This window comes from Nonomuraea antri (assembly GCF_013283785.1).
Taxonomy (GTDB): Bacteria; Actinomycetota; Actinomycetes; order Streptosporangiales; family Streptosporangiaceae; genus Nonomuraea; species Nonomuraea antri.
This window is the reverse complement of the sequence record NZ_JABCPZ010000127.1, coordinates 15,284-30,713: the sequence shown is the minus strand read 5'-3', so window position 1 is coordinate 30,713 and position 15,430 is coordinate 15,284. Positions and strand designations below refer to the sequence as shown.

General features: G+C 71.8%; 12 protein-coding genes. 5 read left to right on the top strand and 7 right to left on the bottom strand.

Annotation, left to right across the window (positions count from 1 at the left end; genetic code table 11):
• Window positions 1–255 precede the first annotated feature (255 nt).
• The 4 genes from HII36_RS33220 to HII36_RS33205 all read right to left on the bottom strand — a co-directional run bounded on the left by HII36_RS33220 (window position 256) and on the right by HII36_RS33205 (window position 4,247).
• On the bottom strand, window positions 256–942 hold the full coding sequence (locus HII36_RS33220; RefSeq protein ID WP_173527255.1) for a gamma-glutamyl-gamma-aminobutyrate hydrolase family protein: 687 nt from the start codon (window positions 940–942) through the stop codon (window positions 256–258).
• Between the two features lie 175 nt (window positions 943–1,117).
• Entirely contained in the window at window positions 1,118–1,681 is a 564-nt protein-coding gene (locus HII36_RS33215; RefSeq protein ID WP_173527254.1) for a hypothetical protein, read from the bottom strand.
• On the bottom strand, window positions 1,678–3,846 hold the full coding sequence (locus HII36_RS33210) for a hypothetical protein (RefSeq protein ID WP_173527253.1): 2,169 nt from the start codon (window positions 3,844–3,846) through the stop codon (window positions 1,678–1,680). The genes HII36_RS33215 and HII36_RS33210 overlap by 4 nt, the downstream gene beginning before the upstream one ends.
• Window positions 3,846–4,247, bottom strand: coding sequence for a hypothetical protein (locus HII36_RS33205; RefSeq protein WP_173527252.1), 402 nt, complete (start codon window positions 4,245–4,247; stop codon window positions 3,846–3,848). The genes HII36_RS33210 and HII36_RS33205 overlap by 1 nt, the downstream gene beginning before the upstream one ends.
• A gap of 787 nt (window positions 4,248–5,034) precedes the next feature.
• On the opposite strand from HII36_RS33205, the gene HII36_RS33200 reads away from it, so the two are divergent.
• Entirely contained in the window at window positions 5,035–5,478 is a 444-nt protein-coding gene (locus tag HII36_RS33200; protein ID WP_173527251.1) for a hypothetical protein, read from the top strand.
• Here HII36_RS33200 and HII36_RS33195 read toward each other — a convergent pair.
• Window positions 5,438–7,600 (bottom strand): DEAD/DEAH box helicase, encoded by a 2,163-nt coding sequence (locus tag HII36_RS33195; RefSeq protein WP_328807999.1) that lies wholly within the window; start codon window positions 7,598–7,600, stop codon window positions 5,438–5,440. The two genes, HII36_RS33200 and HII36_RS33195, sit on opposite strands and share 41 nt — an antisense overlap.
• Window positions 7,601–7,669: 69 nt before the next feature.
• Window positions 7,670–9,256 (bottom strand): beta-N-acetylhexosaminidase, encoded by a 1,587-nt coding sequence (locus HII36_RS33190; protein ID WP_328807998.1) that lies wholly within the window; start codon window positions 9,254–9,256, stop codon window positions 7,670–7,672.
• A gap of 135 nt (window positions 9,257–9,391) precedes the next feature.
• Between HII36_RS33190 and HII36_RS33185 the strand changes: the two genes are divergently transcribed.
• Window positions 9,392–9,811 carry an SRPBCC family protein gene (locus HII36_RS33185; protein ID WP_173527250.1) on the top strand — a complete coding sequence of 140 codons (420 nt, stop codon included), beginning with the start codon at window positions 9,392–9,394 and terminating at the stop codon, window positions 9,809–9,811.
• A 16-nt stretch (window positions 9,812–9,827) separates the two neighbouring features.
• Here the strand turns inward: HII36_RS33185 and HII36_RS33180 are convergent, their stop codons facing one another.
• Entirely contained in the window at window positions 9,828–10,196 is a 369-nt protein-coding gene (locus HII36_RS33180; protein ID WP_173527249.1) for a hypothetical protein, read from the bottom strand.
• Between the two features lie 149 nt (window positions 10,197–10,345).
• Here HII36_RS33180 and HII36_RS33175 point away from each other — a divergent pair, with 149 nt between their 5' ends.
• The 3 genes from HII36_RS33175 to HII36_RS33165 all read left to right on the top strand — a co-directional run bounded on the left by HII36_RS33175 (window position 10,346) and on the right by HII36_RS33165 (window position 15,430).
• Entirely contained in the window at window positions 10,346–11,719 is a 1,374-nt protein-coding gene (locus HII36_RS33175) for an alpha/beta hydrolase (RefSeq protein WP_328807997.1), read from the top strand.
• Window positions 11,720–11,849: 130 nt separating this feature from the next.
• Window positions 11,850–14,618 carry a Na+/H+ antiporter subunit A gene (locus HII36_RS33170; protein WP_173527247.1) on the top strand — a complete coding sequence of 923 codons (2,769 nt, stop codon included), beginning with the start codon at window positions 11,850–11,852 and terminating at the stop codon, window positions 14,616–14,618.
• Complete coding sequence (locus tag HII36_RS33165) at window positions 14,615–15,430, top strand: Na(+)/H(+) antiporter subunit C (protein WP_173527246.1); 816 nt, start codon at window positions 14,615–14,617, stop codon at window positions 15,428–15,430. The genes HII36_RS33170 and HII36_RS33165 overlap by 4 nt, the downstream gene beginning before the upstream one ends.

Sequence of the window (15,430 nt, the reverse complement as noted above, 5' to 3'; positions counted from 1 at the left end):
GTCCCCACCAACCCACCGACCAGCCACTCACCCACCCGCCAACGCTCACCCATCGGATGACCACTCAGCCGAACAACCTCACCAACCCGCCGACCAGCCGGTTGGCGCCACCCACCTCCACGAACACACGGCGGATGGCCACTCGGCGGACCACTCAACAGTTGGCGTTCACCAGTTGGCGTTCACCAGTTGGCGTTCAACACTTGGCGCTCAACACTTGGCCGCTCAACGGATGGCCGCTCAACGGATGGTCCCTCAGCGGGCCGCCTCCACGAACGCGTCGAACAGCCGGTTGTCGCCGCCCCGCTCCGGGTGCCACTGCACGCCCACCCCGAACCGGTGGCCCTGCAGCTCGATGCCTTCCACTATCTGGTCGTCCGCCCAGGCCACGGCCAGCAGCCCGCTGCCGAGCCGGCGTACGGACTGGGCGTGCGGAGCCACCACCTCGACCCGGTCGCCGATCGCCTTGCCGAGCTTGCTGGAGACGCTGACCTGGATGACGTGCGTGCCGCCGGGCTCGCCGTGCCGCTCGTGGTCGAGCACCTCCGGCAGCCAGGGGATCAGCGTGCCGCCCTGGGCGACGTTCAGCACGTGCATGCCGCGCGCGATGGCCAGGATCGGCACGTCCGCGCGCACCGCCGCCCGCGCCAGGGCCAGCTCGAACCGGTCGCGGTGCGCCTGCGGCTCGGGCACCCGCTCGTCCTGCTCGGCCCCGTACGCGCCCGCTCCCATCTCGACGCCGCCGGCCAGCACCACCCCGCGCAGCCCGCGCACGTAGTCGTCGATCGCGTGTGGCCCGAGCGGCGGCAACACCACCGGCGCGCCCCCCGCCCGCTCCACCGCCTTGGCGTACGAGGGCGGCGACAGGACGGCCTCCCGAACCCAGTCGCCCCAGCGCGCGGCTTCGAAGTAGGCGGTGATACCGATCAACGGTCGGGACATGCGATCTCCAGGGGCGAGCCTGCCTGCCCCACGCGGAGGCACGCGAAGTCCATGCCGTCACCGGACCCCTCAGCCGGCCGGAGACGGCCACCTGCCCATCATGGCGCACTCCCTTTCCGTTATGTCACCCCTCTCACAGATCCTCTCCTCTCACTTGGCCAGGACGGGCAGCCGATCACTTCGCGGGGACGGGCGACAGCCGGGACGGGGCGAGGAGGAGGGGTTTGAGCTGGCGCAGGAACTCGATGGCATCGGCACGATGATCACGGCCGGGGGCGCCGTGGGTGATCCGGATGGACAACAGCCGCCGGACGTCGGGGGTCCACGCGTAGACGTAGGCGCCCACCACTTCACCGTCGCGCTGAATCAGCGCGCTGTACCCGGGCCCGAGCCCTTCGGGGAGCTCACTCCCGTTGTCATGGGCCTTGGTGTTCTCCAGTCCCTGGAGGGACGTGGGCGGTGGCTCATAGATTTCGATCAAAAGACGTGACCCCTCTCCTTGGTCCGGTTCCTCGATCACGGAACACAGCTTGAACGGGCCGCCCGGCTCGCTGCCGGAGGCCGAGAATCGGGTGAGACCGGTCGCGCGGCCGATCGCATCTTTGGAGATCAAGCCGCACACCTGCGGGACGGCTGTCACGGAGCCGAGCGGCCGCTGGTCGCGGGGTGTCGCAGCGGAACAGGAAGTGACCATGACAAGGCCCGCGAGCAGGGCGATCAGTGGTGGGAGCATGGTCATTCGCCCGCCCTGGTGTAGTAGTTCTTCCCCGCATCGAAGCCGTCCTTGATGGCCGAGACCGGAAGCCGGAAGACGCGTCCCGTTTCTGGGCGGTTGAGCCACTCTCGGTAGGCGTCTCGTTGTTCGTCGCTCATTCGTGCCGGCGCGATGATCTGCCCGTTCGCCAGGAAATCGCCGCTCGACCCCTTCGGGTAGTTGACCGACGCGTGCGGATGCGTGATCGCGGGCTCCGACGCGTCTCCGAACAGGCCGTGCCGCATCATCGCCGCCGCCGTGGCGCCCTCGAACAGCGTCACCGCCTCGCCGAGCGTGGTGTCCGCCGCGCTGCGCGCCTCTTCGGCCTTGCTCGTCGTGATCTGCTCGGACAGACCGTCTTTCATGCTTTCGAAGAGTGAGCTGCTGATCTGGCCGGAAGGGCCGGGCACCAGATCGACCACGGCCAGCACGATGTCGCGGAAAGCGTTGAATCTCTCGTCGGAGTGTTCGGCGTCAGTGATGTTCGCGATGTTCGCCGCGTCGGTTATCGCGAAAAGTGTTTTGCTGAGGCTCGTGACGGCGGAGTTGAACTGTTGCCCGCCACCGCCGGCCATTCGGCTTTCCAGGATCTCCTGGCGACTCGCCGCGATTTCGGCGGGCGTGGCGGTGGGATGCTCGTCGCACCATTTCGTGAATTCGGTCTCGATCTCGGCGGCGAGCTCGGCCGCCTTGTCGTCGAGGACGTCGACGCTGTACTGGGCGTGCCCGGCCGCGACCGTGCCGAAGGCGTCGGGGTCGCTGAACGCCCAGGTCATGACGTTCTTCACGGCCTCGGGTTCGAAGGCGGCGCCGTAGGACTGGATGCCCGACAGGTACGGGTCGGGATCGGGCAGGACGATGACGCCCGGTTTCTCGGCGAAACGCCCGTCCGACAGGCGATGCAGGTCGTTCAGGTAGCCGGCGAAGATCCTGGCGACGCTCAGGCGGGTGTGCGGGAGGTTGGTTCGGGTGGATTCGTCGTTCCAGAAGTGGACGGCCCAGGAGGCGATCAGGGCCGACTTGTGGCCGCGTGACTCCCCCGCCGGCTCGCCGTGGTCGCGGTACGTCGTGGTGGCCGCCACCAGGGCGCGGCCGAGTTCCGCGTCCGTGACGCCCGGCCAGGTGCGTTCGCGCATCAGGTACGCCAGGGGTCTGCGTGCCGGGTCGGTGAAGAAGTCCTGGGCGACGGCGGGGTGGTTGGCGAGGGCGGCGGCCACCGCGGTCATGGGATCCTTGAGCTCGGGCGGGACCTCGCACATGGGCGGCACGCCGGGGTTGAGGTTCAGCCAGTAGGAGGAGCCGGGGGGTTGCCGGCGTTCGTGGTCGTAGATCTTGGTGACCAGGTCGCGCAGGAAGCGCTCGTCGAAGCGGCCGTGGCGCAGCAGCTTGCCCAGGGCGAACGTGGTCTCCGGGGTGTCGAGGTGCTCGATGAGGCGGTCGGCGTAGTCTCGGGGGATCTTCATCGAGCCCGCGCCGTGGGTGGCGGTGGCGATCAGGTTGCTGAGGATCACGGCGAAACGCTCGACCTCGGCCTGGGACTCGCCGTCGGCGTCGAAGCGGGCGGCGTGGGTGCGGTACAGCGCGGCCAGGTGGGTCCTGAGCTGGCTGGGCGGCACCTGGATGGCGAACGCGACGGCGAAGTACGGGTCGTTCTGGTGCTTCGCGAGTTCGGCCAGGGTCTGGGAGTTGATGGCGCCCTTCTTCCCCTCCGCTCGTAGCCGGCCGGCCAGGGCCGCGGCGGCCGCCGCCCCCGCCGCCGGGGACTTCGACAGCCAGGCGGACTCGTCCGCCCAGATGACGCCGCGCCCGCTCGTGCTGAGTGCGCCGAACCCGGGAGCGCCTCCGCCTCGGCCGCCGAAGGCGGCTGCGGGGGTGGCGAGGATCAGGTCGAGGCGTCCTTGCAGGTCGGGGACTTTCGCGCTGATGTGGTGGCCGAGGTCGCGCAGCCTGCCCCCGCCCATGCCCCCGCCGGTGCCCGCTCCCGCGCTGACGGCATACGGAGGGAGGCCGACCGAGCCGAGGGTGCGGTCGAGGTGGCCGTCCAGGTCGGGCAGGGTGTCGCCGGCGCGCCTCATGGCCTGGATGAGGCGGGTCATGAGTTCCGGGTCGATGCCGAGCATGGCCCGCCCCGGACGATCGGGGGCGGGCATCAGGACGTTCCGTCGCGATCGTCGGGACGCATGCCTTCCAGCGACGTGATTATGCACGCGAAAACGCACTGGAAGAAATGGTCATAACCGTGCAGATCGGCGCGCAGCTCGTCTGCGGACGGGCCTTTCATCGCGCCGTAGTCGATCAGGCGGATAAGGGCTCGCACCTCATCGCCGTGCTCGTCACGCAATTGCTCGATCCGCCGCCGGGCCGAGTCGATCTGTTCCCGAGTCGCCATCATCCCCTGACCCTCACCTAAGGACGAGTGGACGATGGAATCGTAGCCGCAAAGAAGCGCCACATGATCGTGCCGGTAATGTCCGGAAATATCGCGAGAAAGGCGGCGGCCATTTCCCCCGCCCACCGCATGCTTCCGGCAAAACGACGGCCAAGTTTTCACATCACGAACGGATAACTATGCGGGGGGAGGTGCCGGTCATGCACGGGGCGGGGATGGCTCGCCCAAGCTCAGGAATGCCTTGGGCCGCCCCTGGCTCAGGTCCTGGGCCGCCCCAAGCTCAGGATGCCCTCCGGCCACCCCCGGCTCAGGATGCTCTCGGACCGCCCCGGGCTCAGCCCTCGGGCCGCCCGGGCTAAGGAGGCGCGTCGCCGTGACCATGGTTCCCGCTGCTGATCGTCGCCGTGGTGGTCGCGGCGCCGGCGGCCCGGGCTCCTCGTGCGCCGCCGGCGGTGGCGCCGGGGCGGCGGCGCGGGCGCCACGCCGGTCGACGTGAAGGAGCTGTTCACTCCAGTGCGGACGCTCACCACGCCGGTGCTGACGCTCACCACGCTGGTGTCGGCGTTCCTGCTGGTGCAGGCGTCGTTCGGCAAAGTGCGGAACAACGCCGCGGCGGAGGCCGACGCCGTGGACGACCTGTACCAGAGCGCGGCCTACGCCGAGCAGCCGCAGCGGCAGCGCATGCAGGCAGCGATCGTGTGTTGCGGACGGGCGGTCGCGCGCCACGAGCGGGACGACGGGAAGCGGTCGCCGTTGCCCAGCGTGTGGTCCCAGCGGCTCAGGACCGAGCCGGCGGCGCCAGCCAGGTCCGGCCATCCGGCCTTCAGGCCGATGGTGGCCGCTGATCAGGACCGGCCATCCGGCGTTCAGGCCGATCCGGGCATCCGGCGTTCAGGCCGATCCGGGCATCCGGCGTTCAGGCCGATCCGGGCATCCGGCGTTCAGGTCGATGGTGGCCGCCGGTCAGGACCGGGCGAACCAGCGCCGCGGACGTATCGGCAAGTCGGTGGTGAAGACGCCGGCCGCGGTATACCTGGCACAGACGGCCGCGCTCGCGGTCACGCCGGCCGGCTACGCGATCCTGGTGCCGCCCGAGGGACGTGCCTTCCATCTGGTCGCGCCGGCCGCCGTCGCGGGGGTGTTCGCGGTGATCCTGCTGCTGCTCCATGGCATGGAGCCGCCGGTCAACGGGCCGTTCACCGGGCCGGCCGACGGCGATCGAGTGGGCGAGCGGCCGCACCGGCGGGCGGTACGTGGCCGCGCACCCGGGAGTGCGGCTGCCGTGCGACCCCGCCGGCCGTCCTCGGCGATCGGCGACGGCGGCCGGGACACCTCCGCGAGAAGTGCCGCGCTCACGGCCGCTCGGCGAGCCTGCGCCGTTCGTCCTCGATGATCTGCCTGGCCAGCTCCTGCTCCGAAACGTCCACCGCCTCCGCCATGGTCTCGGCCAGTTCGCTGCGCCTGGCGTAGGCGTCGAACAGGCGGGTCTTGGCGCGCAGGAGCGACAGCAGCCGCTCGTCCACGCTGTCGGGTGACAGCAGGCGGTGCACCTGGACGCGGCGCACCTGCCCCATCCGGTACGCGCGCCCGACCGCCTGGCTCTCCAGCGTGGGCTTGACCTGCGGCTCGCACAGGATCACCACCGAGGCGGCCTGCAGGTTCAGCCCGACGCCGCCGGCCTGGATCTGGCAGAGCAGCACCGCGTGCCCGGGCGACGCGGTGAACGCGTCCACGAGGAGCTGGCGGCGTTCCGGTGCGACGTCGCCCGAGATCGGGCCGTGCGCCGTCGCGCCGAGCCGCCGGTGCACGGCGGACAGCACGTCGCGGAAGTAGGAGAAGACGACCACCTTGAGCCCGTTCTCGGCGGCTTCGGCGAGGAGTTCGTCCAGCCGTTCGAGCTTGGCGGACTTCTCCGGGACGGCGTAGGCGGCCCGGCGCATGGCCATCCACCGGCCCGCGGTCACGGCGGCGCGGTAGGCGTCGGCGTCGGCCGCGCTGAACTCCTCCCACTCGTCGACGTGGACCAGGTCGGGCAGCTCGGTGAGCACGTCCTCCTGGTTGCGGCGCAGGTAGACGGGGGCGACGGCGCGGCGGAAGGTGGGCGCGCCGGCCACCGCGTCGCTGCCTCTGACCTGCGGGAGCAGTTCGGGCTGCAGGTAGCCGACCAGGGCGCGGAACTCCTCGACGCGGTTCTCCATGGGCGTGCCGGTCATGAACAGCACCCGCTCGACCCGGCGGCACCACCCGGCGACGGCCTGGGACCTGCGGGCCTCCGGGTTCTTGACGTAGTGCGCCTCGTCGACCACGAGCAGCCCGACGTCGAGCCCGTCGGGGACGGCCAGCTTGGACAGGCCGTCGAACGTGGTCACAGCCACCCCGCCGGCCCGCAGCCACTCGGCCAGCGCGAGCGGGCGGTCGGGCCCGTGCAGGCGGCAGGCGCGCAGCGTGCTGCGGGCCTCGATCTCGCGGCACCAGTTGACCAGCACACTGGCCGGGCACACCACCAGGAACCGGTTCGCGCCGCGGGCGGCGAGGTGGGCCAGCACGGCGACGGCCTCGACGGTCTTGCCCAGCCCCATCTCGTCGCCGAGTATGACCCGGCGCTGGGCCAGCGCGAACCTGGCGCCGAACGCCTGGTAGCCGCGCAGCGAGACGCGGCGGTGCCGGTCGTCCAGTTCCTGGGCGCGGACGCGTCCGGCCAGGTCCTCGGGCAGGTGGCCTTCCGCGGCGACCTGGTCGCGCGGCTCGTGGGCGGACACGCCGGCCAGCACGTTGTAGTAGTCGGCGGCGCGGATCTCGAAGTCGATCCAGGACTCGGCCTCGCCTGGCGGCGGCCGCAGCAGGTCGGTGGCGGCCTGGGCGACGAGCAGCCGGCCGTCGCGGTCGCCGAGCAGGTCGCCGAGCTCCGCCGTGGCCTGTTCGGCGCGGCGGCGGCGTTCGCGTCCGGCCAGCAGCCTGCGCCACCAGCGGCTCGCCGGCCGGGCGGCGGGGATGAGCGCGGACAGCCGCCGCTCCAGCCCTTCGGCCACGCCGAGCGCCCGGGTGAGGTCGGGTTCGGCGGCGACGACCGGGTACAGAGCGGCCAGCAGCGCGGTGGTGCGCGGGTTGCGGTCGTCGACGTCGAGGTGGACGGGCCCGGACTCGCGGGCGGCCCGGGCGATCTGCGCGGCCGCCGCCTGCGCCTGCCTGCGGGTCTCCGGCCCGACGCCGGGCACCCGCTGCAGCCGGTACGCCGAGGCCTCGTACACGCTGAGCACGGTGGTGAACCCGGCCTGTTCCAGCGCGGTCAGGCGCAGGCGGCCGCCGGTGACCTCCTTGAGCTGGGCGACGGGGATGCCGGCCAGGGTGGCCTTGACGTCGTCCTCGCGCACGGCGTCGACGGCCGCGCGCACCCGGCCGAGCGCCGCGTCGTGCTCGGCCCGCAGCGCCCTGGCCTCGCCGAGCAGCCGTTCCGACTCCCGCAGCAGCTCTCTGACCTGGCCGGACCCGGGCGCGTCTGAGTCTTGCCCCTGCACGGCCCTCGTCCTTCCTCCCGTGTCCGGCGCTGATGCCGTGAGGGTGAGGATCGCACAACGGGCGCGGAACTACGACCCCGCGGGCCAGGGGATCTGCGTGGAGCGGTAGTAGTCGACGCCCATCGTCTTCCACCGGGGGCCCTGCGCGGCGAGCCGCCGCTTGAAGGCGTCCCAGTCGTGCGTCCGGTACGGCGACCAGCCCAGCTCGGCGATGGCGGGCAGGCGGGGGAAGGCCATGAACTCGATGTCGTCGGACGTCCTGAGCGTCTCCGACCACAGCGGCGCCTCCACGCCCAGCACCTGCTCGGCTGGCAGCCCGGTCAGGTACGCGCCGGGGTCCCAGTCGTAGGCGTCCTTGACCTCGATGAGCCCGGCCCAGGTCAGCCCGAGCCTGGTCTGCGGGTTGTACTTCATGTCCAGGTAGGAGCGGCTGGCCGGGGACATGATGACCTTCCTGCCCGCGTTGGCCACCGCGTCGTCGTTCTGCGTGGTGCCCCAGTACTGCGCGACGGCGGTGGGCGGCGTCTCGGCCTGGACGATCTCGTGCCAGCCGACGACGGTCTTGCCGTGCCCGGCCACACTGGCCTGCGCCCTGGCCATGAACGCGCGGTAGTCCGCGGGCTCGGTCGACTTGGCCTCGTCGCCGCCGATGTGCAGGTAGGGGCCGGGGGTGAGCGCGGCGATCTCGCCGAGCACCTGGTCGACGAAGGTGTAGGTGATCTCCTTGGACGTGCACAGCGAGCTGAACCCGACCTCGATGCCGGTGTAGAGCGGCGGCGCGACGCCGTCGCAGTTCAGCTCGGCGTAGGAGGCGAGCGCGGCGTTGGTGTGCCCGGGCAGGTCGATCTCGGGCACGATCGTGATGTTGCGCGCGCCGGCGTAGGCGACGATCTCGCGGTAGTCGGCCTTGGTGAAGTGGCCGCCGGGGTCGCCGCCGACCGCGGTGCTGCCGCCGTAGGTGGCCAGGCGGGGCCAGGAGTCGATGGCGATGCGCCAGCCCTGGTCGTCGGACAGGTGCAGGTGCAGGTGGTTGATCTTGTAGAAGGCGATCTGGTCGATGTACCGCTTGACCGCGGCCACCGGGAAGAAGTGCCTGGCCACGTCGAGCATGGCGGCGCGGTAGGGGTAGCGCGGGCTGTCGGTGATGCGGCCGCCTGGCACCGTCCAGGGTCCGGGGCGCACGGTGTCGGAGTCGGCGGCGTACGGCAGGAGCTGGCGCAGCGTCTGCACGCCGTTGAAGAGCCCGGCGGGGCGGTTGGCGCGCACCTCGATGCCGCGCGCGGTCACCTCCAGCCGGTACGCCTCGTCGCCGCCGGGCACCCCGCCGGTCAGCCGCAGCGAGATGCCGTCGCGCGGCGGCTTGCCGACGATCGGGATCGGGTAGCCGGTGGAGCGGCGTAAGCGGGTGGCGAACTGCGTGCCCACCTCGGGCGCGTCGCTGTACAGCGCGGTCTTGTGGGTGATCCGGTAGCGCACGCCCGGCGTGGGCACCGCGCTGACCGGCGCGGGCACCACGGCGTCGAACCCCACTCCGGGCCCGGCACTGTTGCCCGCCGGTGTCTCTGGCCCCGGCGCCGCCGACACGGGCGCCGAGGCCGAGGTGGCCGTGGCGACCATGAGGGTGCAGGTGAGGATCAGTGCGTTTCGGGTCTTCAAGGTCGCCTCCCAGGACCGGATCCGCTCTTCAGCCTACGAACGCCGCCCCAATTAGTAAAGAAACTTTGGAGTAGCGGGCCCGGTTTCCGCCCGGCCCCGCCGGGTACGGCGGGAGCAGATGAAGAGGGGGCGGGGATGGCGGAAGTCGAGGCCACGCGGGGCATGCCGGCCGACAGTCTGATCGTGTTCGGCATCGTCTCCGACATCGACATCATGGACAGGTGGCTGCCCGGCGGGCTGTGGGTGAGCGGCGATGGCCCCGGCACGCTGGAGGCGGGCGGCGACCTGGTGCCAGGCACCGGTCGGCACGAGGGGCTGTTCCGGGCGTCGGAGGAGCAGTTGCGGGTGGAGTGGGGCGGGCGCGACCACCCCGACTACGCCGGCTGGCTGCAGGTGTCCGACAGCGCGGGCGGCGCCAGCGAGGTGACCGTGCACATCTCGCTGCTCGGCGAGGCCGAGTCGAGCGAGCGCGCGGCCGAGGTGCGCGTCCTGCTCGACCAGTCGCTCGACCGGCTGAACGAGGAGGTCACCCGGCGGGTGGACGACGCCGGGTGAGCCTGGCGGTCAGCGGTCAGGCGTCCTCCCTGTCGGGGTTCTCCAGCCTGAAGAAGTTGCTCTGCCTGCCGTCGGTCTTGTGCTCCTGGTAGATGAAGTTCAGCTTGCGGGCGTCGAACGTCTTGAACCAGTCGTCCCAGGAGATCTTCTGCAGGTCGTCCCCGCCGTAGCCGGGGAAGTCGAACCTGAGCACGCCCGGCCGTCCCTCGTGCTCGGTGCCCGGCACCGTGGCCGGGACGGCGCGGCGCTCCTCCGCCCACTGGCGGATCACGTCGTGGTCGGTGGTGATGAGGCTGCGGCCCGGCCGCTCCTCGTGCTCGTCGACAGAGTCGATCTCCTGCTCGTACGGGTGATCGCCCCCCACGGGACGGTTCTGCTGCGACATGACGACGTGCTCCCCCTGATAGTCGTGCCTGTCTGACCCGTTACCCGCGGCCATTTGATCTATTCGTTTCAGCCGGCTTTCCAGAGCCTTTAAAGGGCCCCGCAAGACCGCTCGTTCAACCTCTGTTCATGGGACCTTTTGTCAAACTCGTGACCCCTTTGCTGGCGGGCCTGCTGAGCACCGGCGTGACCACTCCGGCGGACCGGCGGTCCGGCCTGGAGACCTTCTACCAGCAGCGGCTCGACTGGACGGCGTGCGGCAGCGGCTACCAGTGCGCGAAACTCACGGTGCCGTTGAACTACCGGAAGCCGCGCGGCGCGAAAATCAGAATCGGGGTGATCAAATTACCCGCCACCGGGGTGAAATCCGGCTCAGTGGTGCTGAACTTCGGCGGCCCCGGCGGTTCCGGCGTGACCGCGCTGGCGCTGAACAAGAACGTCGTCTCGGCGAAACTGCGTGAACGATTCGACATCGTGTCCTTCGACCCACGCGGGGTGGGCGTCTCGGCGCCGGTCCGCTGCTACACGCCGTCCGAGCTCGACACGTACCACGCGATGGACCTGACGCCCGACACCCCGGCCGAGCGCAAGAAGGTCGCCCAGGCGCAGAAGCGGTTCGACCAGGCGTGCCGGGCGCGCTCGGGCCGGCTGCTCGCGCACGTCGGCACCCCGGACGCGGCCCGCGACCTGGACGTGATGCGCGCCGCGCTCGGCGACCGGAAGCTGACCTACCTGGGCTTCTCCTACGGCACCTACCTCGGCGCGTTCTACGCCGAGATGTTCCCGAAGAACGTGCGCGCGCTGGTGCTCGACGCCGCCCAGGACCCGAGCCTGCCCCCGGCGAAGGCGAGCGAGAGCCAGGGCGGCGGCTTCGAGCTGGCCTACCGCTCGTTCCTGCGCGACTGCTTCAAGCGCGCCGGCTGCCCGTTCCGCAAGCGCACCTACCGGGCGGCGCTGAAGGAGACCGAGGCGCTGTTCGCCCGCGCCGATCGCGCGCCGCTGCGCAACAACGTCGACGCCAGGCAGGTCAACGAGGCGGTCGTGCGCTGGGGCGTCATCTCCGCGCTGTACTCCGAGCAGAGCTGGCCGCTGCTGCGCAAGGCGCTGGCCGAGGCCAGGCGGGGTGACGGCGACACGTTCCTGCGCCTGGCCGACATCTACCACGAGCGGCTGCCCGACGGCTCCTACACCAACATGCAGGAGGCCTACCGGGCCATCACCTGCGCCGACCGGGGCGGGGCCGCGTGCGCCACCTGGCCGGTGCGTGCCAAGGTCGAGCCGCGCGCGCTGCGGGCGAAGGGCGCGCCGCCGATCCTGGTGGTGGGCACGCTGCGCGATCCGGCCACGCCGTACCGTGAGGCGCGGGCGCTGGCCGCGCAGCTGTCGTCGGGGGTGCTGCTCACCTACGACGGCGACGGGCACACCGCCTACCGCAAGGGCTCGGCCTGCGTCGACCGGGTGATCGACAGGTATCTGATCAGCGCGACCGCGCCCCGTCGTGACGTGCGCTGCCCGAAGATCTGACGCCGCTCGCCCATCGGCGGGTGAGGGAGTGGTGACGTTGTAGTCAACCCCGGCCGTGCCTGCGCGGCCGGGGTTTCGCCGCGCGGCAGATTGGCGGGGACGTCACCGGACATTCCCGCCCGAGGAGCCCATGGAGTCGCTGCTGATCCTGCACGCGGTGGCGGCGATCTGCGCTCCCTGGCTGGTCCGCCGCCTCGGCCGGGCGGCGTTCGCCGTCCTGGCCCTGGTGCCCGGCGCGGCGCTGGCGTACACGGTGTGGCTGGCGGTGCGCGGGCTGCCGGTGCGCGAGGCGCACCGGTGGGCGCCGGTGCTCGGCCTCGAGCTGTCCTTCCGCGCCGACCAGCTGACCGTGCTGATGATGTGCCTGGTCACCGGCGTCGGGATGCTGGTGCTGCTGTACAGCACGCGCTACTTCCCGCCGGACGATCCGGCGCTCGGCCGCTACGGCGGCGCGATGGTCGCCTTCGCCGGGGCCATGCTGGGCCTGGTCACCACCGACGACCTGCTCCTGCTGTACGTGTTCTGGGAGCTGACCACGGTCTTCTCCTACCTGCTGATCGGCTACGACCCGGAGAACCGGGCCAACCGCAGGGCCGCCATGAAGGCGCTGATGGTCACCACGTTCGGCGGGCTGGCCATGCTGGCCGGGCTGGTGAGCCTCGGCGGGGCGGCGGGCACGTACCAGATCTCCGAGCTGGTCGCCCGGCCGCCCGAGGTGGCCCCGGCGGCGCTGGTGCTGGTGCTGGTGGGGGCGCTGTCGAAGTCGGCGATCTTCCCGTTCAGCACGTGGCTGCCGGCCGCGATGGCCGCGCCGACCCCGGTGTCGGCCTACCTGCACGCCGCGGCCATGGTGAAGGCTGGGGTGTATCTGCTGGCCAGGCTGGGCCCGGCCTACGGCGACGCGGCGGTGTGGCGGTGGGTGGCGGTGCCGCTCGGCGTGCTCGCGATGGTGCTGGGCGGCTGGCGGGCGCTGCGCGAGTTCGATCTCAAACGGGTGCTGGCCTACGGCACGATCAGCCAGCTCGGCTTCCTGACCGCGCTGTTCGGCCTGGGCACCCAGGGGGCGGCGCTGGCCGGGACGGCCATGCTGCTGGCGCACGCGTTGTTCAAGGCGGCGCTGTTCCTGGTGGTCGGCGTCGTCGACCACGCGACGGGCAGCAGGGACCTGCGCCGGCTGAGCGGGGTGGGCCGGTCGATGCCGTGGGTGTGCGCGGTGGCGGTGCTGGCCGGGGCGTCGATGGCGGGGCTGCCGCCGCTGGCCGGGTTCGTCGGCAAGGAGGCGGCGCTGGAGTCGCTGCTCGACACGCCGTGGGCGCTGGCGGGCGTGACCGTGGGGTCGGCGCTGACGTTCGGCTACACGCTGCGTTTCCTGTGGGGCGCCTTCGCCGCCAAGCAGGGCAGGACGGCCACGGAGACGCATCGTCCTGAGGCGGCCATGTTCGCGCCGCCCGCCCTGCTGGCGGTGCTCGGGCTGCTGATCGCGCCGCTGTGGCCGCGCGTGGAGAGCACGCTGGCGCACTACGCGCGCACCTTCCGCGACCCCGGCCACGAGGTGCACCTGGCGCTGTGGAGCGGCCTGTCCCTGCCGCTGCTGCTGTCGGCCGCGGCGCTGGCGGGCGGCGTGCTGCTGTTCCTGGTCAGGGAGCCGCTGGCGTGGATCGGCCGGTTCATGCACATGCTGGACTCCGGGCTGATCTTCTGGGGGATCGTGCGGCGGCTGGACCGCACCGCGATCCAGGTGACCGGGTTCGTGCAGCGCGGCTCGGTGCCCGACTACCTGATGCTGACGCTGCTGGCCACCGTCGCGGTCGGGATCTTCTCGCTGGTCTACGGCGGCGAGCCGGACGTGACGGTGCGGCTGGCCGGCTGGCAGCGGGTGGAGCAGCCGGTGGTGGCCGTGCTGATCGTCGCGGCCGCGGTGCTGGCGCTGTTCGCGCGGGCCTACATCCTGCTCGCGCTGGTCATCGGGCTGACCGGGTACGGCACGGCGCTGCTGTTCCTCGCGCACGGCTCGCCCGACCTGGCGCTGACCCAGTTCCTGGCCGAGACGCTGAGCCTGGTGGTGTTCGCGCTCGTGCTGCGGCGGCTGCCGATCTGCCCCAGCCAGGGGCGGCTGGCGTTCGGGTTCCGGCTGGCGCTGGGCCTGGCCGTGGGCGTGATGACGACCGGGGCGGGCATCGTGGCCATGAGCGCGCGCTCCGGCGAGCCGGTGGGCGCGCTCATGGGCGCCGCCGCCGAGCAGGCCGGCTCGAACAACGTGGTCAGCGCGATCATCGTGGACATCAGGGCCTGGGACACGATGGGCGAGACCAGCGTGCTGGTCGTGCTCACGCTGGGCGTGACGAGCCTGGTCTATCTACGGCGCATGTCGTACAGCATCGAGCGCAGCGAGGGCGAGCGTGAGCCGGCCGAGCGCACGCACTGGCTGGTCTCCACGCTGCCGCAGGGGCAGCGGGCGATCGCCTTCGAGGTGGCGGCCAGGCTGACGTTCCACACCGTGCTGGTGTTGTCGGTGTTCCTGCTGTTCATCGGGCACAGCCTGGTGGGCGGGGGGTTCGCGGGCGGCATCGTGGCCGGGCTGGCGATCACCGTGCGTTACCTGGCCGGCGGGCGCAACGAGCTGGCCACGGCCGTGCCGGTGCACGCGGGCGTGCTCATGGGGATCGGGCTGACGCTGTCGACCGGCACCGCGCTGATCGGAATGCTGTTCGGCGGGGCCGCGCTGGACATGCTCGCGCTGGACGTCCCGGTGCCGGTGCTCGGCCACCTGCACCTGTCCACCGGCACGCTGTTCGACCTCGGCGTGTACGTCTCGGTGGTCGGCATGGTGCAGGACGTGCTGCGCAGCCTGGGCGCCGAGCTGGACCGGCAGATCGACGCCGGGGAGGAGGCGCGATGACCGTCTCGCTGCTGCCGTTCCTGGCCTGCCTGGCCATGATCGTGACCGGGGTGACGCTGCTGCTGGAACGCAGCCTGGTCAGGGTGCTGACCGGGGTGATCGTGCTGGGCAACGGGGTGAACCTGCTCATCATCACCTCCGGCGGACGCGCGGGCGGCCCGCCGCTGCTCGACGCGACGCCCGAGTCGGAGATCGCCGACCCGCTGCCGCAGGCCCTGGTGCTCACCGCCATCGTGATCACGCTGGGGGTGACCGCGTTCGTGCTGGCCATGGTGCACCGCTCGTGGCAGCTCACCGGCAGCGACGAGGTGCAGGACGACACCGAGGACCGGCACGTGCGGCTGCGCGCGGCGGCCGGCGAGCTGTCGGGCTCGCTGCGCCGCCGCCGCGAGGACTACCGGCGGCTGGTCGCCGAGCAGCGGGCCGAGCTGGCCGAGCTGGACGCCGAGCAGGCGCACCGGGAACACCGCGAGCAGGCCGACCTGGAGCGGCGCATCCGCGAGGTCAACGCCGAGCTGGGCCAGTGGATGCAGGAGCACAAGAGCGACGACCTGCCGCCCGAGCAGCTGCGGCGGCGCTTCGAGGAGGCCAGGCGGCAGGAGATGGACACCGCGCGCGAGAACGTGGCCCGCGTGCAGCGGCTGCGCGAGGAGCACGCGCGCCGGCGGCGGGAGCAGCTCGCCCAGGAGCGCAGGCTGCGCAAGCGGCTGCGGATGCGCCAGCGCCTGGCGCGCAAGGAGCTGCGCGCGGCCATCCGCCAGGAGCGCGAGCGCCAGGCGCTCGCCCAGGACCCGGAGCTGGAGGAGGAGTAG